Genomic DNA, 22,392 nt, shown 5'->3' on the forward strand with positions numbered 1-22,392 from the left:
CAACACCCACGCGGATGATGAACCCAGGCCCCGCGGCGCCGCGGTCCGCCGTCGCAGCGCATTAGCCCCCCGTTAGCAAAGCGCCAACACGATCTTGGAAACTGATGGTCGTTCAGGAACAAGGCGAGAGAACAGAGCAACGGGAGTCACGATGAACACCGCCACCACCAACCGCTTCCGCGGTCGCGCCGGCCGCCGCATCGCCACCGCCATCATCGCCGCGGCGGCGCTGGGGCTGGGGGCCACGGCGTGCGGGGAGGGCGCCGGGGCGGCGGGCGCCGCAGGATCCTCGGGCTCTTCGGCCGCGGCCGACGCGCAGCAGGCCTCGCCCTCGGCCCAGCCCACTGACGGCTCCTCCTCGGAGCACTCCGGTGCGCGGGGCCAGAACGGCGGCAAGTCCGCCACGGCGTCATCCACCGCCAAGACCGGCAGCGGGTCCGCCTCGGCCGGGGGTGGCGTCGCCCACGCGGGTAACCACCGCACGATCACCGGCACGCTCGAGTACCTTGCGCCCGGCAAGCTGATCGCCAAGCCCCAGGGCGGCGGCACGGACCAGGCGTTCTTTGTCGCCAACGCCACGACGGTCCTCGGGGCGGCCGCGATCTGCTCCGACGACTCGGGCAGCGTGTCCATCGGCAAGGACGGCTACGGCACCTCGAAGTGCACCGTGGAGCAGTTGGAGAAGGCCGCGAAGACCGGCAGCGTGACCGTCCGCGTGACCATGGACACCAAGTCCGGCGCCGCCGAGACGGTCGAGGAGAAGTACCACCCGTAAGCCCCCGGGCCCCGCGCCCCGCGTTTCCCGCGCTCCATAGGCCCCTTCCCGGCTTACCGGTGAACGGGCTTGCCCCCGGTGCCGCTCTTCTCCCCTTGTGCGGTGCCGGGCGGCTGAGTCGCACGTACGGCTCCCGCAGAGATCTGCCGGGGGATCTGCGCCGCTTTGCGGTGCGCCGCCCTCCACCGCACCGCCCTCCACCGCACCGCTCTCCACTGCACTACCTTGCAGTGCACTACCTTGCACCGCACTAGCTTGCAGTGCATGACTCATGCTGTGTAAGGTAGTGGCCATGGAGGAAGCATTCACCCCACGGGTCCAGTGGCTACGAGGGGTGCTGGATATGTGCCTGCTGGCCTTGATGGCGGAGACGCCGGTCTACGGCTACGAGATGACCGTCCGGCTCGCCAAGGCCGGGCTCGATGTCGCGGACGGTTCGATCTACCCGGCGCTGGCGCGCCTGCGTAAACGCGGACTGGTCGAGGTCGAACGCCGCAGCGGGGACGGGGGTCCCGCCCGTACCTACTACAGCCCCAGCGAAACGGGCCTGCAGGTGCTCCGGTCGTGGGGCAGCGACTGGAAAGCATTCGCCACGAGCATCGGCTCCATCATCAGCCAGACGACGCAGGAGGAATCATGACGCTGACGGTCGAGGACGCGATATACCAAGCCACGGAGACGTGGCGCCACCTCGGAATCGAGCAGGACGCGGCTGACGAGATGGCCGAAGAGCTGGCAGCGGACCTGACCGCCGCCGCCTTCGACGGCCGGTCCGTCACCGACTACATCGGCGGTGACGTCGATGCACTGGCCACCACCTGGGCGGTCGAACGCGGTCTGCTGCCCACCCGCCCGCGCCTGAAGGAGACCGCCGCGGCGGCGGCCAGGGGCGCCGCCATACCTGCCGTTGCCGCCATCATTCTCTGGATGGCAGGAACACCCGGTGGCCTCCTCGACCGGAACAGTGAATCCATGACCACGCAGCTGCACGGCCCGCCGAAGTGGGAGGTGCACCACTACCCCAATCCCGGCGTTCCTTTGATGTGGGTGGGCTGGGCCGTCTGCCTGCTCGGCGCCTTCTTCTTGGTCCGGCGCGCCGTGGCCGCGAAGCTCCAGCGCCAACACGACCCCGCACGCGACGTGACCATGCGGGCCATGACCAAGGCCCTCCCCCTCGTTCTCCTGGCAGCGGCCCTGCTGGGCACCGCGCTCAACGTCCTGGGGGCTTACGCATTTCCGTACTTCCAGGGCGTCGTCACCATCTTGGTCGCGCCCCTCGTCATGCTCGGCGCCGTCGCAGCCGGCGCCGCCTGGGTCCGGGACCGCAGCTGCCCGCCCCTGAACCCTTCCCGGTTGAAGTACAGGCTGCCGGCCGCCTGAGCCGAGTCTCCTCGGCAGGACGGCCCCGGCCCTGTCCGAAAGGCGGAAGCTCCCCGCCCGCTCAAGCTCATGGCACGGATTCGATTCCCGTCACCCGCCCCCTAGTTGAGGCCCAGGTCAGCGACCTGGGCCTTATTCGTTGGCCGGCCCCGGAGGGGGCGGGCCTGATGGGGAAGGGCCGTGGGAGGCAGCGGTGTGCGGCCGCGCGGGGTTCTTGCCGGTCAGTGCGGCACCTGCGGAGGGCGAGCGCGACGGATGCGCCGCTCCGGCCGCTCCGACCGGCTTTCGTCACCGTTCCGCAACAGCCGTGAACCGCCCTGGAAGTTGCCCCGTACAGCCCCGTGTGTGCGGCCCCGGTGGCCGCCGCGATACGCAGCGAGGGAAGGAATCGGCATGGCCGACGGCAACATCCATATCAGCCCCGACGAGATGCGGGAGGCGTCGACCTGGCTTCAGAACCAGAAGGAGCAGATGCAGCAGAGCCTCCACGAGGCCAACACCAAGATGGACGAGATGGTCGAGGCCGCCTATGCGACGCCGGGCTCGGAGACCAAGTTCCGCCCGTACTGGGAGGAGTACAAGAACGGCACCGAGAAGGCGATCGAGGGCCTGCAGGGCGTCAGCGAGTTCATCAAGCAGGTCGCCGACGCGTTCGTCGACACCGACGACCAGACGGCCGGCTCCATCGGCTGAAGCTCTCCCGCATCGTCCGGCCCCGCTCTCCCTGTGAGGGCGGGGCCGGGCGGCTGGGACAAGAGAGGAGACACCGATGGGCAACATCAGCGTGCCTGTGCAGGACCTGAAGGACACCGTCAAGGAGCTCCAGAACATCGGGGATCTGATCGGGAACTCCGCGACGCTCTACAACGCCACCGGCGGCGCGGGGGACTTCAAGAGCCTGGCCGGCGACAGCACGCTCGCGGACGCCCTCGACGCGTTCGACAAGGCGTGGGTGGCAGGTCACGAGCGGGTTCACGACAACGTGAAGACGTTCGCCGACAACACGGACACGATCGCCGAGAACTTCACGCAGACGGACGACGAGACCATCAAGTCGCTGGACGAAGACCAGCAGGACGCGTGACGGAGGAACGTCGCGCCGAAGGGAACAGCGCCATGTCGGAACCGACCACGGAGCAGCCGGAGGCGGCCGCGCCCGCGGAGTACAGCCTGAGGTTCCCCGATTCGTGGTGGCATCTCGACCTCGACCCGAGCACCCGGGACGCGTCGATCCGCCGCCGCATCGAGGCACAGGTGGAGAAGGCCCCCCAGCTCACCCGCGAGCAGGTGGACGGGCTGATCCGCAACACCCGGCGCATCGCCCGCGAAGCGCACGCGCAGGGTGCGCTGCGGGCATCGGGCATGCTCAGGATCCTGCGTGCGGGCAGCGGTCCGCTGGTGCTCAGCGCCACGACGGTGGTGCTGCGGATCACCGTTCCCGAGGAGGAGTCGGAGGATCTGGCGGACCTCGTCATGGCCGCCGGCGTGCAGCTCGGCACCGACGCGGAGGGCAGCGGACTCCCGCCCGGCGAGGTGGAGTTGGTGGAACTGCCGCATGCCGGGGCGGCCGGGCGGATCTCCCGCGTCGAGGACGTGGACTACCAGGGGAAGCGGGTTCCCACCGCGGTGCGGCACACCCTCGTCCCGGTGCCCAACACCCACGACTACCTGGTGATCGCCAGCTCCACTCCCAACGTGGACCTGGCGGAGCAGTTCTACGAGGTCTTCGACGCGATCGCGGAGTCGCTCCGCTTCGACGGCCAGGCCGACACGAGCGACGCAGCCGACACGACCGTCGCAGAACAGGGAAAGTGAGGTCGCGGCCATGGCGCGTCCAGCGGTGTCCGATTGGGAAGACGTCTTCGGGTTCTCGGACGACCCGACCCCCGGCGATGCGGACATGCTCGGCGATCTAGCCCGCCAGTACCGCTCCGTCGCCGACAACGCGGGCGACGCCCTGCCCCTCGTCTCCGGCCTGGAGGACAACCAGGTCGGCGAGGGCAAGACGATGGACAAACTCCGGGACAAGCTGGGCGACCTGGCCAACCAGGTGCGCAAGCTGCACAGTTCCTACGACCAGGCCGCCGGCGCCCTGGACACGTATGTCCACTCGCTGCGTGATCAGCAGCGCAACGCCGACAACGCCCTGGAGAAGGGACGCGAGGCCAAGCACCGCCTCGAGTCCGCCACCGACGTGGTCAAGGCGGCCGGCGCCGACATCAGCCACCTCGACGGCCAGAAGCACCCGCCGGACGACAAGGAGGCCCGCGCCAGCACCCGCCGCGCCCTCGACGAGGCCCACAGCAAACAGTCCGGCGCCCAGGCGCAGGCCGACGACGCCCAGGCCGACCTCGACGCCGCCCGCATGCTCGCCGAGGACGCCCGCCAGGTCCGCGAGGAAGACGCCGCCACCGCCGCCCAGAAACTGGATGACGCCCGCGACGAATCCGTCGACGGCTACAGCCTCTGGGACAAGATCAAAAAGGCGTTCAGCAAGGCCCTCGCCATCATCAGCGCCGTCCTGGGCGTACTGGCGCTGCTGGTACCCGGTCTGCAAGGACTCGGGATCGCGCTCACCATCGGGGCCGTCGTCGCCGGCGCGGCATCACTGGGCATCAATATGTCGATCATGGCCGAGACCGGCGACTGGGACATCGGCGAGATCGTCCTCGGCGTCGTCGGCCTCGTCGCGGGCGGCGGCGCACTCCTCAAGGGCGTCAAGGGGCTCGGCTCGGCCCTCAAGAGCGTCAAGCCCAACTCGGTCAAGACGCCGGGAGGCCGCTACACCGGCCGCGGCATCGACAAACGCAACTGCAAAACCGACCCGGTCGATGTGGCCAGCGGCGAAATGCTGTTGCAGCAGACCGATCTGGCGCTGCCCGGCATCCTGCCGCTCGCGGTGTCCCGTACGTATCTGTCGTCCTACCGCTACGGCCAGTTCTTCGGCCCCTCCTGGGCCTCCACCCTCGACGAGCGCCTGGAGGTCAACGAGCGGGGGCGGGTGTCATGGGCCCGTGAGGACGGGTCGATTCTGTTCTATGCAGGGCTTCCCGGTGCCGAATCGGGCGAGCGCGAGGGGGTGCTGCCCGAGGAAGGTCCGCGTCTCCCGCTGGCCCGTGCGGGAACCGGCACCGAGGACCGAGTCACCTATCGCGTCGCCGACCCGCACACGGGTCTTGTGCGGACCTTCGCGGATCACCCCGACGACGAGAACGGCCTGTACTGGCTGAGCGGTTGGCACGACCGCAACGGCAACGAGGTCACCGTCGAGCGCCTGGAGGACGGCACCCCGACCACGCTGCTGCACTCCGGCGGCTACCGCGTCGACGTCCGCTGCATCGCCGGCCTGATCACCGGCCTCTCGGTCGCCACACCCGACGGCCCCGTCGAGGTCATGTCCTACGAGCACGACGCGGACGGCAACCTCACCCACGTCGTCAACTCCTCCGGCCGGCCCCTGGTGTTCGGCTACGACGAGCAGTCCCGCATCACCTCCTGGACGGACCGGAACGCCTCCACGTACCGCTACGTCTACGACGACGAGAACCGCATCACCAAGACCGTCGGCCCTGACGGTTACCTCTCCTCGCAGTGGTCCTACGACCCCGAGGGCCGCCGGACGCACTACACCGACGCCTGCGGCGCCACCACCGTCTTCCAGCTCAACGACCTCTACCAGGTCGTCGGTGAGACGGACCCGCTGGGCAACACCACCGCCTCCGAGTGGGACCGCTACGACAACCTCCTCGCCCACACCGACGCCCTCGGCAACACCACCCGCTACGAGTACGACCGGGCCCACAACCCCACCGTCATCGAGCGCCCGGACGGCAGCCGGTCCACGGCGACGTACAACGCACTGAACCTCCCCGTCACGATGACGGGCCCCGGCGAGGTGACCTGGCACCAGGAGTTCGACGACCGCGGCAACCGCACCGCCGTCACCGGCCCCGACGACACCGCCACCCGTTACACCTACGCTCCCACCGGCGCCGTCGCCACCCTCACCTGGCCGGACGGCACCGGGACCCGTGTCGACACCGACCCCGCGGGCCTGCCGGTGCGCGTCTTGGGCCCAACGCCTGCCTCCGGCCGGGGCGAGGGTGCCTCGGACGCCGGGACGACGTGTGTCCGGGACGCGTTCGGTCGTCCGGTGACGGTGACCGATGCCCTGGGCGCAGCCACCGGGCTGGAGTGGACGGTCGAGGGCCTGCTGTCCCGGCGTACAGCCGCGGACGGCAGTGTCGAGGCATGGCAGTGGGACGGGGAGGGCAACTGCCTCTCCCACACCGACCCGGCCGGCGGCACCACCGCCATGCGCTACACCCACTTCGACCTGCTCGCCGAGCGCACCACCCCCGACGGCGTCACCCACGCCTTCACCTACGACGCCGAACTGCGCCTCACCAGTGTCACCAACCCGCAGGGGCTGACCTGGAACTACACGCACGACAGCGCAGGGCGGGTCACCGGGGAGTCGGACTTCGACGACCGCCGCTTCGGCTACACCTACGACGCGGCCGGGCAGCTGACGGCCCATTCGACCCCGCTGGGTGAGGAGATCCGCCTCCAGCGGGACGTGCTGGGACAGGTCACCGCGAAGGATGCCGCCGGTGCCGTCACCCGTTACCGCCACGACGCGGACGGACGCATGATCCGCGCCGAGGGCCCCGGGGCGACGCTGGAAATGGCCTACGACGTCGGCGGCCGGCTGCTGTCGGAGACCGTCGACGGCCGCACCATGCGCTACGGCTACGACGCCGCCGGACAACTTCTCTCCCGCACCACTCCCACCGGCGTCACCTCCACCTACACCTACGACGCCGCCGGCAACACGACCGGCGTGTCCACCGACGGTCACCAACTGACCTTCGCACACGATGCGTTGGGACGGGAGACCGAACGGTTCTTCGGCGCGGACGTCCGGCTCTCCACCGCCTACGACTCCCTGGGCCGGCTCGCCCGCCAGCACCTGACCTCAGGTCACGAGCTGCGCCGCGGCCGCTCCTACGGCTACCGCCCCGACAACCGCCTCACCGCGATCACCGAGGAGGTCACCGGCCGGACCCGCCGCATGGACCTCGACCCCGTGGGGCGTCCACTCGCGGTGACGGCGGAAGGCTGGTCGGAGGTTTACGCCTACGACGCCGCCGGCAACCAGACCGCGGGTGACTGGCCCGGCCGGCGGGCCGACGACGGCGGCGCGCGCGGCGAGCGCACCTACCAGGGCACGCGACTCCTCTCCGCGGGTGGTGTCCGCTACGAGCACGACGCCGCCGGGCGCATGACGCTGCGCCAGAAGACGCGGCTCTCGAAGAAGCCGGACACCTGGCGCTACGAGTGGGACGCCGAGGACCGGCTGACCGCGTGCACCACCCCCGACGGCACGCGCTGGACCTACACCTACGACCCGCTGGGCCGCCGCACGGCGAAGTACCGCATGGGCGAGGACGGGGCGCCGACCGAGGCGGTCCACTTCACCTGGGACGGCAACAGCCTGGCGGAGGAGTCCACCTCCAGCACGGGCGTCACCGTGACCTGGGACTACGACGAACAGCGGCCGCTGACTCAGTACGAGCGCCGACTCACCGCGGCCGACGGGCGGTCGCTGCCGCAGGACGAGGTCGACTCCCGCTTCTTCGCGATGGTCACCGACCTCGTCGGCACCCCCACCGAACTCGTCGACGAATCGGGGGAGATCGCCTGGCACACGCGGGCAACCGTGTGGGGCACCACCAGCTGGAATCGCGGCGCCACCGCCTACACGCCGCTGCGCTTCCCCGGCCAGTACGCCGACCCCGAAACCGGTCTTCACTACAACGTTCACCGTCACTACGACGCAGACGTCGGGCGGTACATATCGCCTGACCCGCTGGGGCTCGTGCCGGACCCGAATCCCTACGGGTATGTGAACGATCCTTTCCAGGTATGCGACCCCCTCGGACTGGCTCCTTGCACCGTCTTCAGGAATCTGAACGACCGTGATGATCCCGCCGTGGGGCTGGTGGCGAAGAACCCGAACGCCAAATACAAGCCGGCGGGGCACGTCATGGCCGGAGGCAAGGAGACCTTCAAATCACAGTATATTTCCACGACGAACAGCATGGAAGTCCTCAACAAGTGGAATAAGGGATATGGTCAGGTTAAAATCGACCTGACCAAGTTCGATGGAAAGGTCTACGACCTCACGACGAGGGCGGGACGCAGGGCCGCTGGAATCAAGCCGCGAGGCAGGCCGGAAATTTGGGCCAATTCCTCGCAGGAAGTTTTGCTCGTGGGGCGCGTCCCCCCGAATGCAATAACGTGGATCAAGAAGCCAGGAGAATGATGCCTGAATCTGGTCTGACCGATGAGCTGACCGAAGCTCTTGACTCGCTCACGCTGCCTCTTCGGTCCAACGAGGGCCTTGACGAGGAAGCGCTGGAGAGAGTATTCAGCGTACTCCGACAGTGCGAACAGGAATGGGACGGGTCTTCCCTGATTCCCAGAGATGAGCTGGCCGAACTCGTGGATGTGTACGCGGCGCTCGACGGGTTGTCTGAGGCGTACCCTGAGCCCGCACGCTCAGCGATCGGCCGTGCGGCTCGCGAACTCCAGGGACTGGCACTGTCGGCGGTCAAGAAGCAGCGAGTCGAGGACGAGGTGAACCTGCCGGCCGAAGCGATCTCACTGGCCGACAGGTGGGACAGCATTCTCCGTGCAATTCGGGATCTCCAGGAGGTTCCGTCGGAGCAGCTGTCCGAATTTCTCGGTGCGCTGGACGGCCTGGCCGAAGAATTTCGGGATCAGGATGAAATCCCCCGCACCCTCGCACGCACATTGATCAGCTCCTACCCTTCGCTCGTCGAAATCGCTTCCGAATGTGATTCCGCGGCGGAGCAGGAAGTGATGAATTCCGCCTTCGAGGTCCAGGAGCACGTCTGGGATTTCGTGAACGCGGACGCGGACGCGGAGGCGGAGGCGGACGCGGAGGCGGAGGCGGACGGAGAGTGAGGTGACATCCTTGGCACGTCCGCCGGTGTCCGACTGGGAGGACGTATTCGGGTTCTCCGACGATCCGACCCCGGGCGATGCGGAGCTGCTCGGCAGACTCGCGCGCAGCTATCGCTCGGTGGCAGACGACGCGGGGGACGCCCTGCCCCTGCTCTCCCGGCTGGAGGACAACCAGGTCGGCGAGGGCAGGTCCATGGACAAGCTCCGGGACAAGCTCGGTGATCTGGCCGAGCAGGTCCGCAAGCTGCACAACTCCTACGACCAGGCCGCGGGCGCGCTCGACACGTACGCGCACTCGCTGCTCGACCTGCAGCACAAGGCCGACAAGGCGCTGGAGGACGGCCGGGAGGCCAAGGAGCGGCTGGAGTCGGCCACCGAGGTGGTGAAGGCCGCCGGTGCGGACATCGGCCGGCTGGACGCCGTGCACCATCCGCCGGACGGCCAAGAGGCCCGCGCGAGCACCCGCCGCGCGCTGGACGAGGCGCGCAGCGAGCAGTCCTCGGCGCAGCGGCGGTCCGACGACGCGCAGGGGGATCTGGACGCCGCCCGGGCGCTCGCGGAGGACGCCCGCCGGGTGCGCGAAGAGGATGCCGCCACCGCCGCCCAGAAGCTCGACGACGCCCGCGACGAGTCCGTCGACGGCTACAGCCTCTGGGAGAAGATCCGGAAGGGGTTCAGTCTCGCCCTGGGCATCATCAGCGGTGTGCTGGGCGTGCTGGCCATGCTGGTGCCCGGTCTGCAGGGCGTCGGACTCGCCCTGACGATCGGCAGTTTCGTGACCGGCGCCACGGCGTTCGGGATCAACATCTCCCTGAGCGCGGAGTCGGGGGAGTGGAGTCCCCTCGGCATCGTGCTGGGCAGCCTCGGGCTGTTCATGGGCGGGGCCGCGGTCCTCAAGGGCGTCGGCTCGATCGCCAAGTCGGTCACGGCTGCGGTCAAGGGAGGCGGAGCCGGCGGGGGCATCAGCAGGATCGGCAGTGGGTTCAAGGAATTCGTGGGCGAGTTCAAGCAGATTCCCACGGCTGTCCAGGGCGTTCCCAGGAACGTTCAGGTCGCCATCAAGGACTACAAGAACATCCCGCACGACATGGTCAGCGTCGTGAAGGGCCTCGGTTCCAAGATCGATGACTACAAGTGGCTCCTGACGGCGCCCATGAACCCGCGCAACGCGGTGAGCACGGTGCTGCGGAAGGCGAGGGCGACCGGCCTCAGGGCCCGTACCTCGCCTCTGCACCTGCCGGCCCTGGGCGGCCTGCGGGGAGTCACCCACCGCTGGTCCCGTCCGGACGTGGCCGGCTTCTTCCTGGGGGTGACCGGCCTGATCTACGGACCGGTGGCCTACACCGGCCACACGGCCCCGCCGGTGCGCGACGGCAGCTATCTGCCCGGGACTGCCTGAGCCGGCCCCCGGCCCCCGATATACGAGAGGGCTCCCGCCGATCTCATCGGCGGGAGCCCTCTGTCGTGTCCGGACGGCGTGTCCGGCGCGGGGGTCATGCGGGGAGTCAGGCAGCGGGGCCCGGTTCCGCGAGCACCGTCTCCGGGACCTGGACGGTGCGCAGCACGCCGTCGCCCAGGTGCAGGATCGCCCGGCCCGGGCGGGTCGCGCCCAGGCGGCTGCGGGGGACCTTGACGCCGATCAGTTCGCCGTCGCTCATGTTCTGCGGCTTCAGCAGCAGACCGCACCGGTTGCGGCGGGCCTCGGTGTGCCAGCCGGAGAAACCGGAGGAGAGCCGGTCGGTCTGGCCGGCGATCACCAGTCCCCGGCCGTTCTCGGCGCCGGACTTGGCGATCTGCGTGAGGACGGGCTCGGCCTTCGACTTCAGCAGCAGGTCGGCGTCGTCGAGGAGCACCACCGCCCCGTCGGACGCGGAGGCCAGCGCCGCCTCCAGAGCCGTGGGGTCGATGTCGGACTCGTCGAACACCGCGAGCACGCCCGGCCGTCCGGCGAGGTTGCGCAGCGGCGAGCGCGCGGGGGCCCCGACCACGACCGGGATGCCGACCGCGAGCAGCGACAGCGCCAGCGTCGACAGGACGGTGCTGCGTCCCGAGCGGGCGGGCCCGGCGACGAGGAATGTCGGGGTGACGGTGAAGTCCGGCCCGAGCGCGGTGAGTTCGTCGCCGCCGACGCCGGCCAATGCCCATCGCGTGGAGCGCCTGGCCGGGACGAACCGGGCGGCCTCCTCGAAGGTGAGCCGGTCCGGCAGGGTGTCGACGCGGAACGGCCGGGTGGCGGCCGGCAGGTGCGCCGCCCGCTGCCGGCACTGCTCGGCGATCTGCTGGAGCGCCGCGGCCTGCGCCTGGCCCTCCGGGTTCTCGGTGAGGAGCGCGATCTGCACCTCGGCCTTGTCGGCGGCGCGGAACGCGCGGCCCGGCGGGATCTCGTCGGGCACGTTCCGCTGCGTGATGCCGATCATGCCGTACTCGGACTTCTCGTTGAGCTTCAGCACGAGCTTGTCCTCGGTGGAGCCGTTGACCCGGCTGGAGAACAGCGCCCGGTCGCCGGTCATCACCAGGTGGATGCCGGCGCTCGCGCCGTCCCGCAGCAGAGTCAGTACGGAGTTCAGCAGGTTCCCGGCGTCGTATTCGCCGAGCTGCTTGTCGAAGACCTCCCACCGGTCGATGAACAGCATGATGTGCGGCGGCCGTTCGTCCTCGGGCAGGGCGCGGCGGAGCTCCGTCAGGTCGGCGCTGCCGCGGGCGGCAAGCATCTCCTGCCGCCGGGTGAGCTCCGCCGTCAGCCGGGCGAGCAGCCGGGCCACCCGGTCGGGCTGGGTGCGCTGGGTGACGGCGCCGCAGTGCGGCAGCCCCTCCATGGCCAGCAGCGCGCCGTTGCCGCAGTCGATGCCGTACAGGTGCAGCTGCGCCGGGGAGTGGACGCGGGCCAGGGTCCCGGCGATGGTGCGCAGCGTCTGCGACCTGCCCTGCCGGGGCGAGCCGATGATGTGCAGGTGCCCGAGCTTCGCCGGGTCGATCACCAGGGGGAGCCGGGCCTGCTGTGCGGGCAGGTCCACCACGCCGTACGCGACGGGCGCGAGGTCGTAGTCCGAGGGCTGGGCCGGGGGCAGCTCGCCGAGGGACAGCTTCTCGGGCAGCGGCGGCAGCCAGGGGCTGTGCTGCGCCGGAATGCCCATCTCCCGGTCCGCGGCGCGGATCGCCTCGACCAGCCCGGTGAGGTCGGTCTCCACCTCGGCGGGCGCGGCCGCGGCGCGCGGCCGCGCCGGCAGCGGCTCGCCGAGCCGTTCCCAGCCGACCGCCACCGCCCAGGGCGCCGGCAGCGAGCTCGCCGCGGCCCCGGGCCGCCGGCCGCCGACCCGGCCGGACTGGAACGGCACGAGGGAGTTCTGGCCGAGGCGCACATAGGCGCGGCCGGGAGTGCTCTGCGAGATCCCGGCGGCCTCGGGGGAGTTGAGGACGTCCTGGCTCTCGCCGGAGTCCGTCACCCGCAGCGCGATGCGCAGGTTGGTGTTGGCGCGGATCTCCGAGGAGACGACGCCGCTGGGTCGCTGCGTCGCCAGGATCAGGTGGATGCCGAGGCTGCGGCCCCGCTGCGCGATGTTGACCAGGCCCTTCACGAAGTCCGGCAGGTCGCGCACCATCGAGGCGAACTCGTCGATGACGATCAGCAGCCGGGGCATCGGGGTGCGGCCCGTCGCCGGCTCGCGCTCCAGCAGGTCGACGTAGTCCTCGATGTCCTTGGCGCCGGCCGCGGCGAGGATGTGCTCGCGCCGGGTGAGCTCCGCCGTCAGCGACACCAGGGCGCGTTCGACGAGGTGGGCGTCGAGGTCGGTGACCATGCCGACGGTGTGCGGCAGGTCCACGCAGTCCTTGAACGCGGAGCCGCCCTTGTAGTCGACGAGGACGAAGGTCATCGCGTCCGGACGGTTGGCCACCGCGAGCGAGGCGACCAGCGTCTGGAGGAGTTCGGACTTGCCGGAGCCGGTGGTACCGGCGACCAGCCCGTGCGGGCCGTCGCGCCGCAGGTCCAGGTGGAACGGACCGTCCAGGGAGACGCCGACGGCCGCCCGGGTCGAGCGGCCCCCGGCCGTCCAGCGCGCCCGGATGCCGGCGGCCTGCGGCGGGTCGAGAGCGAGCACGTCGAGCAGCCTCGCGGAGCCGGGAAGCACCGCGGCCCCCTCGTCGTCCCCGCCCGGGTCCCGCAGCGGCCCCATGGCCCGGGCCAGCGAACGGCACCAGTCCACGGACACCACGTCGGGCCGGATGCCGCCGACGGTGCCGCGCCCGGAGCGTCCCACCCGCACGGTGCCGCCGGGCTCCTCGGCGACGACGGCCTGGCACTCCTCGGGCAGCAGCCGCTCCTCGGCGTCCAGGCAGACGGCGCGGACGCCGACCGACGGCCCGTCGCGCAGGATCTGCGCCACGCCGGGCAGCGAACGCAGCCTGCGGGCGCCGTCGAGGACGACCAGCACATCGGGTCCGGCGGTCCGGCTCTGCCGGTCCTCGCGTCCGGCGCGCTCGGCGATCAGCGCGGTCAGTTCGGCGACCCGCCGGGCGCAGGTCTCGGTGCCGTAGCCGATGGCGGCCGGGGTGTCTCCGGACTTCTTCCGCACATGCGGCAGCCAGCGCAGCCAGGACCAGCCGTCCCGCCCCGGGCCGCCGGTCGTCAGCAGGTGGATCTGGAGGTCGCGGGGGCTGTGCAGGACGGCGGCCTGGGCGACCGCCCACCGTGCCACGGCGCGCGCGGCCGGGCCCTCGCCGGCGATGCCCAGGACGTCGTGCTCCCGCAGCGGAACGGTCACCGGGACGTCGTACGCGGTCCACGGGTCCTGACGGCGGTGTTCGTCCTTGGTCGGGTCCTGGAGCACCACGTCGGACGGCAGGTCGGCGGTCCCGATGCGCAGTTCCAGGAAGTCGGCGTCCGAGGTGCGGCGTTCCCACAGGCGGCGCCGGGGGCCGACGGCGGTCAGGACGACCTCGGCCGGGTCCGGGAAGCCACGGCGCCGGGCGGTGCGTTCGGCCGTCAGGGCCTGCTCCGCGTCGCCCTCGATGCGCGCCTTCTTCTCCTCGTAGGCGGCGACCTCGTCGGAGTGCGACTGGCGTCCGTTGCGCCGGCTCATCAGGTAGTTGCCGACGATCACGACCGGGGAGAGCAGCCCGAAGAACAGCATCTGCCAACGGCCGAAGGCCAGCGCCCCGACCCCTGCCATCACCAGCGGAGCGGCCGCGGTGATCCACGGGAGCGGCCGGGCGGCGGGCGACCCGGGCGGGGAGGGCAGGGTGAAGCGGGTGGCGGTCTTGGCCGGCCGCAGCCGCGGCGGCCGGTTGTAGTCCCAGCCGGTGCCGTCCTCCGACAGCTGCACGGCCGCGTCCGGCCGCTGCGGGAGGGCGAGTTCGAGCAGGCAGCCGCCGACGAGGAGCTGTGCGCCGGCCGGCCAGGCGGTGGCCCCGGCAAGCTCCTCGCGGTCCAGTTGCGGGGCTCCGCCGTCCGGCGCGGCCGACGCGTCGGGCGCCACCCGGCAGCGTCCCCCGGGGCCCACCGTCAGGACGGCGCACGGCCGGTCCGGTACGGCGCGCAGCACCTGGGCGGTCCCGTCGTGCGCCAGGCCGATCCGGTACTCGCCGATGTCGAGCCGGTGCACCGCGCCCGACCCGGTCCCGCCGACCGCACGGATCTCCACCAGCCCGTCCGGTTCGGCCGACGCGGTGCCCGCCGGGCGGCCCAGGCCCACGACGGCCGCATGGCGGAGCGGAGAATCCCGCAACTGCAGGTCAGCGGGGAGCAGCCGGTCGCCGGCGTACAGGCCAAGGCCCTCCGGGGGCCGGTGGACGCCCCCCGCCCTGGCCAGCGCCTCCGCGACGGCCCCCACGGGCGTGTCGGGGTCGGCGTCGAGGTGGACGTCGAACGCGTCACCGTCCCCCTCGACCACGGTCAACATCAACGACACGAAACGTCCTCCAGCCGGCGTGAATGGGGAGCCGCGGGAGCCCTGCGCGAGGGCTCCCGTGCCACTGACGGGACCTACGGAGCCGGTGCGCGGATGGTTCACGGGCCCGTCCGCCGATCGCCCGTGAACCATCCGCGCGCGGGCTCCGTAGTGGCCTTCGGGTACAGGGCACCGCGACTTCGCCGCGGTGCCGCCCCCGTCTTTGCCCGTCCCGGCGCCGCCGCCGGGGCGTCCCGACAAGGAGTCAGAAGATGATCTGGTACGTCCTGGCCGTGGTGCTGGGGCTGGCGCTGATCGGAGCGGTGGCCGCGCTGATCGTCACCGAGCGGCGGCCCCGCCCGCCCAAGCCCGCCGAAGCCTCGGCCGCCGTCCTGGGGCGGGAGGCGCTGGACGTGGTCAACGCCGGCCTGCGGCGGCTGACGGGCGAGTGCCTGCGCTCCGGCCGGTCGCTGCCCGACCTGTACGCCGTCGTCTACTCCGAGGAACGCCTCGGCCTGCTGCTGGCCGGCGCGGAGGAGGCCGCCCCCGCGCCCTGGACCGCCGAGGCGGACGGCGAGCGCTGGACGATCTCGCCCGACAATCTGCACCGCCCCGGTCCGGAGGGCGAACCGGCCCTGCCGTACGCGCTGACGGTGACGGTGGGACTGGACGGCGCCGACCGGGTGCTGGTCGACCTCTCCCGGGCGGGGGGACCCGTCTCCGTGACGGGCCCGGACGAGGAGGTGCGCGGCCTGGCGCGGGCCGTCGTCGCCGAAGCGCTGGCCGGACCGGTGGGCGCGCTCGCCGAGGTCACCCTGGTGGGGTCACTGGCCCGCGACGGGTTCATGCCCGACGACGCGCCGCGCACCGCGCGTCTGCACACCGCTGCCAGCCTGGAGGAGGCGCTGACCAGGGCGGCTTCGGCGGGCCCGGGAGCGCCGGAGCCCGGCGCGTCCGAGGTCACCCAGATCTTCCGGCTGATCGAGGGCAGCAGCCGGATCGCCGTCCAGGGCGAGGCGCCCCACCTGTTCGTCGTGGACGCCTCACAGCTCCCGCGTCGGGCGGGGGCGTTGGACGGCCTGCGGCGCGGGGACGCGCTGCTGGTGCTCGGCGACGCGCCCGCGGGGTGGCCGTGGCGGGCCGGTGCGGACGGCTCGCTCGACACCGGACCCCTCGGCCTGGAGATCACCCGGCACGCGGGGCGCTTCGCCTGAGTCTCATCCGGCGGCCCGGTCCCGGCCGCCCGCCTGCAGCCCGCGACTGTGCAGCGCCGCCCGCAGGGCGCGGGCGGCGTAGTACGTCCGCGACTTGACCGTGCCCGGCGGCACACCGAGTACCCGGGCCGTCTGGTTGACGCTGCGCCCCAGGTAGTGCACGTGCAGCAGGACCTCGCGCTGCGGCGGCCGCAGGTCCCGCAGCGCCTCGATGAGCACCTGGGAGGTGAGGATGTGGTCCACGCCGTCGGACACCGGGAGGTGGGCGAGTTCGGGGTCGCCGGCCTCGGGTGGTCTGGCCTGGCGGGCCCGGTGACCGTCGATGACGAGGTTGCGCAGCACGGTGAACAGCCACGGCCGCACCGAATCCGCGGTCGGGTCGAGGTCCCCTGCGTGGCGCCAGGCGCGTATCGCGACTTCCTGGAGGACGTCCTCGGCGCGGTGCCAATCGCCCCCCAGCCGCCGCGCGGCGAACTGCAGCAGCGCGCTGCCGTGGAACTGGTAGAGGGCTCTGAGGAATTCGTCGGGGCGGAGTTCCGCGGGGTCGGGGCAGGATATGCAGTCTTCGGTCGAAGCGCTGGCCGACAAGGGCCTTTTTTCCTCTCCGGTTCGTCTGTGGTGAAGACGGATGCCGCCGGCCGCGGGGAAGCCGGCGGGCGCCGCCGAGAGCGGACGTTCGCTCCGTGCGGCGTGTCCGCATCCCCTGGGCGGCGGTGAATCCGCCCCGGTACCGCCGTCAGTCCGGTTCGTGGGAGGAAAGCGAGCTCACCTCACCGGGCGTCAGCTCCCGGTCGTAGAGATGCACATCGGCGACCTCGCCCTTCCAGTGGTCGGCCGCCTTCCCGTTGAACTTGGCACGTCCGATCACCACGGAGCCGGTGGGCTTCACCGTGCCGGCGGCCTGCCGGCTTCCCACGAGCCGGCCATCCACGTAGATCCGCATCCGGTGGTCCTGCTGGCGGTACGTGCCGGTGAGGTGGTACCAGCGGCCGGCCTTCGGCCGCTCGGCCTTCTCCGCGACGGTACGGGCGCCGGTGAAACTGAAAGCGAAATTCTGGTCCTGGCCGGAGTACTGCAGGAAGAACGTGCTGGACCTGTCGCCGTCCTGGGACAGCACGGTGTGGAAGCCGTTCATGTCCTCGGCCGTGAGCCGCACCCGCGCGGCGACCGAGTAGTCCTTGCCCGCGGTGTCGATCCGGGAACCGGTGTCCGCGTATCCGCTGGTGCCGTTCAGCCGCAGGGCGCCGCCCTCGGGACCGTCGGTCCACTGCCCGCCGTCACTGACAACGGCGTCGTGCTCCCCCGCCTTCGCGGTGCCGGACCGGTGCAGGGGCCACCACCCGATGCCCCGCAGCGACCCGGCGTCTCCCCCCGGGCTCGGCGAGGCAGATCTCCCCCCGGCCTGCTCCTTCCCGGACCCCCCGGCCCCCTGGCCGCGCAGCAGTTGGGCGACGACAAAGGCCAGCGCGACGGTCAGTACGGCAATCGTGGTGATGAGCGACCATCTGCGCGTCATGAATCTCCCCGGGACGTACGGCATACAGGTGTCACTGGTGACCACGTGTCCGTTCCGGAAGTGGTTCAACGTGCACCCAAAGTCTGACAGGCGGGCACGACCGCACAGGTGGGCGCCCCTGAATGTGCCACCCTGTGCCGGAACCTGAGGCGACACCACGTATGCGCAGTTCAGCGAGGTCGTTGGGGTGTTCCGACAACCCAGCGGGCGGGGCCGGGAGGCGTTACGGGGCTCGGGACACAGCAGCGGATGCACTACTCGCGCACCGCAGCGATGCGGCACCGGTGGGCGTGCGGACGGCCTCGGACAGCGTGCTGCCCACATGGTTCCGTTGAGAAGGCATCCACCTTGCGCGGGTCCCGAGGTAGACGATGACGAACCGGGGGGAGGGCGCCGCCCGACCGTCACCTGGCCACCAGGCACCTCGCCATGGCCGAGACCGCCATCGGCAAGCCGGCCACCTCGGGCGGCGACTCCTGGACAGCCCACTACTCCCCCGGCCGGTGGGCCCACGAATCCGGCATGATCCTCTCCCGTCCCGGCGACCTCGACGCCGCCGAGGAGCACCTTCACCCCGCCCTCGACATCCATGGCCTCGACCGCCGCCGCACCCGCGCCATCGTCCTGGCCGACCTGGGCGGCGTACGGCTCCGCCAAGGCGATGTCGACGGCGCCATGGTGACCTGGCGGGGCTTCCTTGACTGCGCGGACGGCATCCGTTCCGTGAAGGTCCAGGCCGCCCTCCGCGACATGCGCGTACGCCTCCGCCGCTACAACGGCGTCCCGGAAGCCCAGGAACTCCGCGAGCGGGCGGCCCGGTTCACCGCCTGAGCCTCAGCCGGTCAGCACAAGGAATGCTGAGGGCGGTGACCAGCCTGTCGTCGTGACCGGCGGCAGTGGCCTGGACCGGCGCGCGGGTTCGGTTCCCGTCGCTCTCGCCCGCTCCCTGCGAAAGCCCGGTTCAGTGGGGCCGGTGCCGTGCCGCTCTTCGATGCTGTTGTCCGGGCCCGACCGGATGCCGAAGAATGCGGGCATGACTGACGGGCAGAAGTTCCGGGACGGGCTCGCGTCGCGCATCGCGCTCTTTGACCGGGAAGCGGCCGGGTGGGCCGCCGGCAAGGCCGAGGAGGAGCGGCAGCGGGTGCTGGCGGAGTTTCCGCTGGCAAGCTGGGACTCACTGTCGCTGGACAAGTATGCGCTGGGGCCCGCGGGCCGTCAGGGTGGGTACTCCTTCTGCCGGCTGATGGAGTACGGCACCGACTACTTCGGCAGCATCCGCGGCGGCAGCGCGGCCAAGCACATCGTGTACCAGCACAGGACGGGCGAGTGGCGGATTGTGCCCAGTGCGCTGCGCGGGCTCGGGGAGCACGAGGCATGGGCGCAGGTCCGCAGCGAGTTCGTGACCGCCTTCGCCGCGGCGGCCAAGGGGGCGTACGAGCGCCTGGACGAGCTGGAGTCACTGTCGTACGGCCAGGCACTGACCACCAAGGCCCTGGCGGTCTACTTTCCCGGCGAGTTCCTGCCGATCTTCTCCGCCGCGCACATCCGCCACTTCACCACGCTGCTGGGCGGCCGTCCGCACACGCACTCCTCGGGCGTGCGCACCTGGCAGGCCAACCGCGAGCTGCTGGAACTCGTCAGGAAGCAGCCGGAGTTCACGGGCTGGGACACCCACGAGGTGATGGGCTTCCTGTACGCCTTCCACGATCCGCGTCCCCAGGACCGCGTGGTCTGGAAGGTCGCGCCGGGAGAGCGCGCCAGTCTCTGGGACGACTGTCTCGTGAACCGTCGCATCCGGATCGCCTGGGACGAGGTCGGCAGTCTCGGTCAGTACGAGAGCGACCAAGAGCTCAAGGCGACGCTGGACCAGCACTGGCCGTACAGCACTGGCGGGAATCTGCGGCTCGCGCGGCAGCTGCTGGCGTTCCGCGACCTGGAGCGCGGCGATCTGGTCGTCGCCAACCGCGGGAAGTCGGAGGTGCTGGCAGTGGGCACCGTCACCGATGGCTACTTCTACGACCCGGCCGCGGAGACGCACCGGCACAGCGTGGGGGTGGACTGGGACACCTCGTACGCCCAGCGCTTCGACTCGCCGCGGCACGCCTGGCAGCAAGCTCTCGCCAAGGTTCCCGCCACCCTGATGCGGGAGATCCGGCGCGGGCGTGAAGCGGCCCCCGCCGAGGCAGCCGGTCCCGCCGCGAGGGCGGCCGAGGCCGAACTCCCCGACGCCGTACGCAAGGTGATGGACCTGCTCGGCCACAAGGGACAGGTCGTACTCCAGGGGCCGCCCGGCACCGGCAAGACACGGCTGGCGCTCAGCGTCGCGCTCGCCCTGGCGGGACAGGCGGACCGTATCGAGGCCGCACCGGAGGAACGGGCCGCGGCTCTCGCCGCGTTGTCCCGCGTACCCGAGGATGCCCCCGAAGACGGCAAGGCCGCCCGGCTCACGATGGTGACCTTCCACCCGTCCTACGGATACGAGGACTTCATCGAGGGCTTCAAGCCGGACACGGCGGAGGGCAGGGCCGGGCTCCACCTGAAGATGAAGGACGGCCTGTTCCGCCGGGTCTGCGCGGCGGCCGCGAAGGCGCCCGACGACACCTTCCTGATCGTCGTGGACGAGATCAACCGCGGTGACCTGCCGCGCATCCTGGGCGAATTGATCACCCTGCTGGAGCTCGACAAGCGGGGCTCCGTCTCCATCACCCTGCCCACCAGCGGCCGGCCGCAGACCGTGCCCCCGAACGTCCGCATCATCGGGACCATGAACTCCGCCGACCGCAGCGTGGGGCACATCGACTCCGCGATCCGGCGCAGATTCGCGTTTCTCGACGTCCCACCGGATGTGGACGTCCTGGACGGCGAAGTCGAAGGGCTCGGGCTGGCTTCCTTCCTGGAGGGCCTGAACGAACGGCTCGACGCGCACTTCGGCCCCGACCATCTGCTCGGTCAGGCTTACCTCCTCGCCGACGACCGGCCGCTCGCCACCGCCGAACAGCTCTCCCACGCCTTCCACCACGAGATCGTGCCGCTCGTGGCGGACTACTGCCTGGGCCGTCCCGGGCTGCTCGAAAGCGTGCTGGGCAAGCTGGTGGACGGCAAAACGGGCCGGGTCGTACAGACAAATCCGCAGGACCTGCCCGGCATGCTGGCGGACACGTTCGTGACCGTCGGAGCCGCGGGCGAGGACGGCACGGCCGGCTGGGACGGGGAGTAGCCGGATGCCGCAGGACGCCGTCGGGCGCGCCAGGACACTCAAGGAGTACGAGTCCGTCACCGTCCCGCACTCCCGGCTGAGCCGTGACGACGTCGAAAGGCTCCGCACACTCAAGGTCGTCCACATCGCCGAGGGCCGAAACGGCTATGCGCTCAAGGCGCGGACGACCACCGGGGTGCTCCAGCTCAGCCAGATCCGGCTGATACTGCAGCCCAAGTTCCCGATCGCGGGGACGCGGCTGATCGACTGGCTCTGTTACGCCAACGAGCAGGGCACACCTGATGAGGCGTTGCGCAACTGGCCGCTCGGCAAAGACGGTTACGCGGGCCTGGTGCCGGCGGCCCTGCTGCACGAGTGCCGCCTGCTGCTGCGCCGTGGGCTGCGCAGGGACTACGTACGCCGGCAGCGGGTGGACACCTCCCTGCGGGGACGGCTGGACGTGGAGGCACAGGCGACCCGGTGCTACGGGGCGGTCGACCGGCTGCACGTGCGGACCTTCGAGTACGAGGACGGAGGCTGGGAGAACCTGGTGTGCGGGGCGGCCCTGACCACAGCGGCCGAGCGGTCACTCGACCCGCACCTCGGCAGAGCGCTGGCCGCCGCCGCCCGGGACTTCCCGTCCCCGGCCCGGCCGCAGGACGCACTGGATCTGCTCTCCCGGGGGCGGTACACCAGGCTCAACAGCCACTACCGGGCCGCGCACGCGTGGGCGCGCATGCTGCTCGGCGGCGGCGGGGTGACCGATCTGCTGGACCCGTACGGCTTCGGGGCGCAGGGCCTCCTGCTCAAGCTGGACGGTCTGTGGGAGAGCGTGGTCCTGCGGATGGCGGTCGAGGCGGCGATCGGGGCAGGCGGCAGGAGGGCACAGGCAGCGGGCGACTACATCCGGACAAGTGGAAGACTCGGGGGCAGGGACTCCCGGTTCCTCCCCGACGTGCTGCTGGCCTTCGACCCGCCGGCCGGGAAAGCGGGCGCGACGCGCTTCCTCGCTGTGGACGCGAAATACAAGGACTACGCGAAGAAGAACGTCTCCCGCGAGGACCGCCACCAGCTCCTCACCTACATCGCCGGCTACACCGGCCGCGAGCAGCCCCTCGCGCTGGTCGTCCACCCTGCTCCGAAAGGCCCCACCGAGCACCTGCTGGAGTTCAACGGCCCTCGCGGCCTCCTGGGCCGCATCCGGGTGCTGGGCCTGGACACCCACGCCGATCCTCGGAGCGCGGCAGAACCGCTGCGGAGGGCGATCGCCGGATTCGCCGCTCAGCCGTAGCCGCCTCAGCCGCCGCCCCGTGCCCGTGGTCCACCGGCGGGAGGAATCTCCCACACCTCGCGCAGATTCCAGGAGGAAAGTCCTGAGCCAATGCAGGGGAGTGGGCATCAGAGAGGCGATTGCCGCCTTGTACACAGGGCGG

16 protein-coding genes are annotated in these 22,392 nt (G+C 71.1%); 13 read left to right on the forward strand and 3 right to left on the reverse strand.

Going from position 1 to position 22,392, the window contains the following annotated elements; translation table 11 throughout:
* Window positions 1–151: 151 nt before the first annotated feature.
* From ACGFR7_RS10090 to ACGFR7_RS10130, 9 genes are all read left to right on the forward strand, one after another.
* Window positions 152–775 (forward strand): hypothetical protein, encoded by a 624-nt coding sequence (locus ACGFR7_RS10090; RefSeq protein WP_393315672.1) that lies wholly within the window; start codon window positions 152–154, stop codon window positions 773–775.
* Window positions 776–1,067: 292 nt separating this feature from the next.
* Window positions 1,068–1,415 (forward strand): PadR family transcriptional regulator, encoded by a 348-nt coding sequence (locus tag ACGFR7_RS10095; RefSeq protein ID WP_393315675.1) that lies wholly within the window; start codon window positions 1,068–1,070, stop codon window positions 1,413–1,415.
* Window positions 1,412–2,155 (forward strand): hypothetical protein, encoded by a 744-nt coding sequence (locus ACGFR7_RS10100; RefSeq protein ID WP_393315678.1) that lies wholly within the window; start codon window positions 1,412–1,414, stop codon window positions 2,153–2,155. Before ACGFR7_RS10095 ends, ACGFR7_RS10100 begins: the two co-directional genes overlap by 4 nt.
* A 393-nt stretch (window positions 2,156–2,548) precedes the next feature.
* A complete protein-coding gene (locus tag ACGFR7_RS10105) occupies window positions 2,549–2,848 on the forward strand; it encodes a WXG100 family type VII secretion target (RefSeq protein WP_393315681.1) in 300 nt (99 codons plus the stop codon).
* Between the two features lie 76 nt (window positions 2,849–2,924).
* A complete protein-coding gene (locus ACGFR7_RS10110) occupies window positions 2,925–3,239 on the forward strand; it encodes a hypothetical protein (RefSeq protein ID WP_393315684.1) in 315 nt (104 codons plus the stop codon).
* 32 nt (window positions 3,240–3,271) lie between these two features.
* On the forward strand, window positions 3,272–3,970 hold the full coding sequence (locus ACGFR7_RS10115; protein ID WP_393315687.1) for a hypothetical protein: 699 nt from the start codon (window positions 3,272–3,274) through the stop codon (window positions 3,968–3,970).
* 25 nt (window positions 3,971–3,995) lie between these two features.
* Window positions 3,996–8,483, forward strand: coding sequence for a DUF6531 domain-containing protein (locus ACGFR7_RS10120; protein ID WP_393315690.1), 4,488 nt, complete (start codon window positions 3,996–3,998; stop codon window positions 8,481–8,483).
* Window positions 8,480–9,148, forward strand: coding sequence for a hypothetical protein (locus tag ACGFR7_RS10125; RefSeq protein ID WP_393315693.1), 669 nt, complete (start codon window positions 8,480–8,482; stop codon window positions 9,146–9,148). The genes ACGFR7_RS10120 and ACGFR7_RS10125 overlap by 4 nt, the downstream gene beginning before the upstream one ends.
* A gap of 10 nt (window positions 9,149–9,158) precedes the next feature.
* On the forward strand, window positions 9,159–10,547 hold the full coding sequence (locus ACGFR7_RS10130; protein ID WP_393315696.1) for a hypothetical protein: 1,389 nt from the start codon (window positions 9,159–9,161) through the stop codon (window positions 10,545–10,547).
* 106 nt (window positions 10,548–10,653) lie between these two features.
* Here ACGFR7_RS10130 and ACGFR7_RS10135 read toward each other — a convergent pair whose 3' ends face one another.
* The gene (locus ACGFR7_RS10135) at window positions 10,654–15,045 is read right to left on the reverse strand and encodes an FtsK/SpoIIIE domain-containing protein (protein WP_393316521.1); all 4,392 of its coding nucleotides are present in this window, start codon (window positions 15,043–15,045) and stop codon (window positions 10,654–10,656) included.
* A gap of 260 nt (window positions 15,046–15,305) precedes the next feature.
* Here ACGFR7_RS10135 and ACGFR7_RS10140 point away from each other — a divergent pair, with 260 nt between their 5' ends.
* Window positions 15,306–16,247, forward strand: coding sequence for a hypothetical protein (locus ACGFR7_RS10140; RefSeq protein WP_393315699.1), 942 nt, complete (start codon window positions 15,306–15,308; stop codon window positions 16,245–16,247).
* Between the two features lie 3 nt (window positions 16,248–16,250).
* Here the strand turns inward: ACGFR7_RS10140 and ACGFR7_RS10145 are convergent, their stop codons facing one another.
* Together ACGFR7_RS10145 and ACGFR7_RS10150 are read right to left on the reverse strand one after the other, a co-directional pair.
* Window positions 16,251–16,835: a sigma-70 family RNA polymerase sigma factor gene (locus ACGFR7_RS10145; protein WP_393315702.1), complete on the reverse strand. Its 585-nt coding sequence runs from the start codon at window positions 16,833–16,835 to the stop codon at window positions 16,251–16,253.
* A 148-nt stretch (window positions 16,836–16,983) separates the two neighbouring features.
* Window positions 16,984–17,763: a LamG domain-containing protein gene (locus ACGFR7_RS10150; protein ID WP_393315705.1), complete on the reverse strand. Its 780-nt coding sequence runs from the start codon at window positions 17,761–17,763 to the stop codon at window positions 16,984–16,986.
* A gap of 429 nt (window positions 17,764–18,192) precedes the next feature.
* Here ACGFR7_RS10150 and ACGFR7_RS10155 point away from each other — a divergent pair, with 429 nt between their 5' ends.
* The 3 genes from ACGFR7_RS10155 (at window position 18,193) to ACGFR7_RS10165 (ending at window position 22,250) form a co-directional block, all read left to right on the forward strand.
* Window positions 18,193–18,594 (forward strand): hypothetical protein, encoded by a 402-nt coding sequence (locus tag ACGFR7_RS10155; RefSeq protein WP_393315708.1) that lies wholly within the window; start codon window positions 18,193–18,195, stop codon window positions 18,592–18,594.
* Window positions 18,595–18,796: 202 nt separating this feature from the next.
* Complete coding sequence (locus ACGFR7_RS10160) at window positions 18,797–20,980, forward strand: McrB family protein (RefSeq protein ID WP_393315710.1); 2,184 nt, start codon at window positions 18,797–18,799, stop codon at window positions 20,978–20,980.
* 4 nt (window positions 20,981–20,984) lie between these two features.
* A complete protein-coding gene (locus ACGFR7_RS10165; RefSeq protein WP_393315713.1) occupies window positions 20,985–22,250 on the forward strand; it encodes a PE-PGRS family protein in 1,266 nt (421 codons plus the stop codon).
* Window positions 22,251–22,392 lie beyond the last annotated feature (142 nt).

Origin of the sequence: Streptomyces sp. NPDC048516, from assembly GCF_043199875.1 — a bacterium.
In the GTDB taxonomy this organism is placed as follows: Bacteria; Actinomycetota; Actinomycetes; order Streptomycetales; family Streptomycetaceae; genus Streptomyces.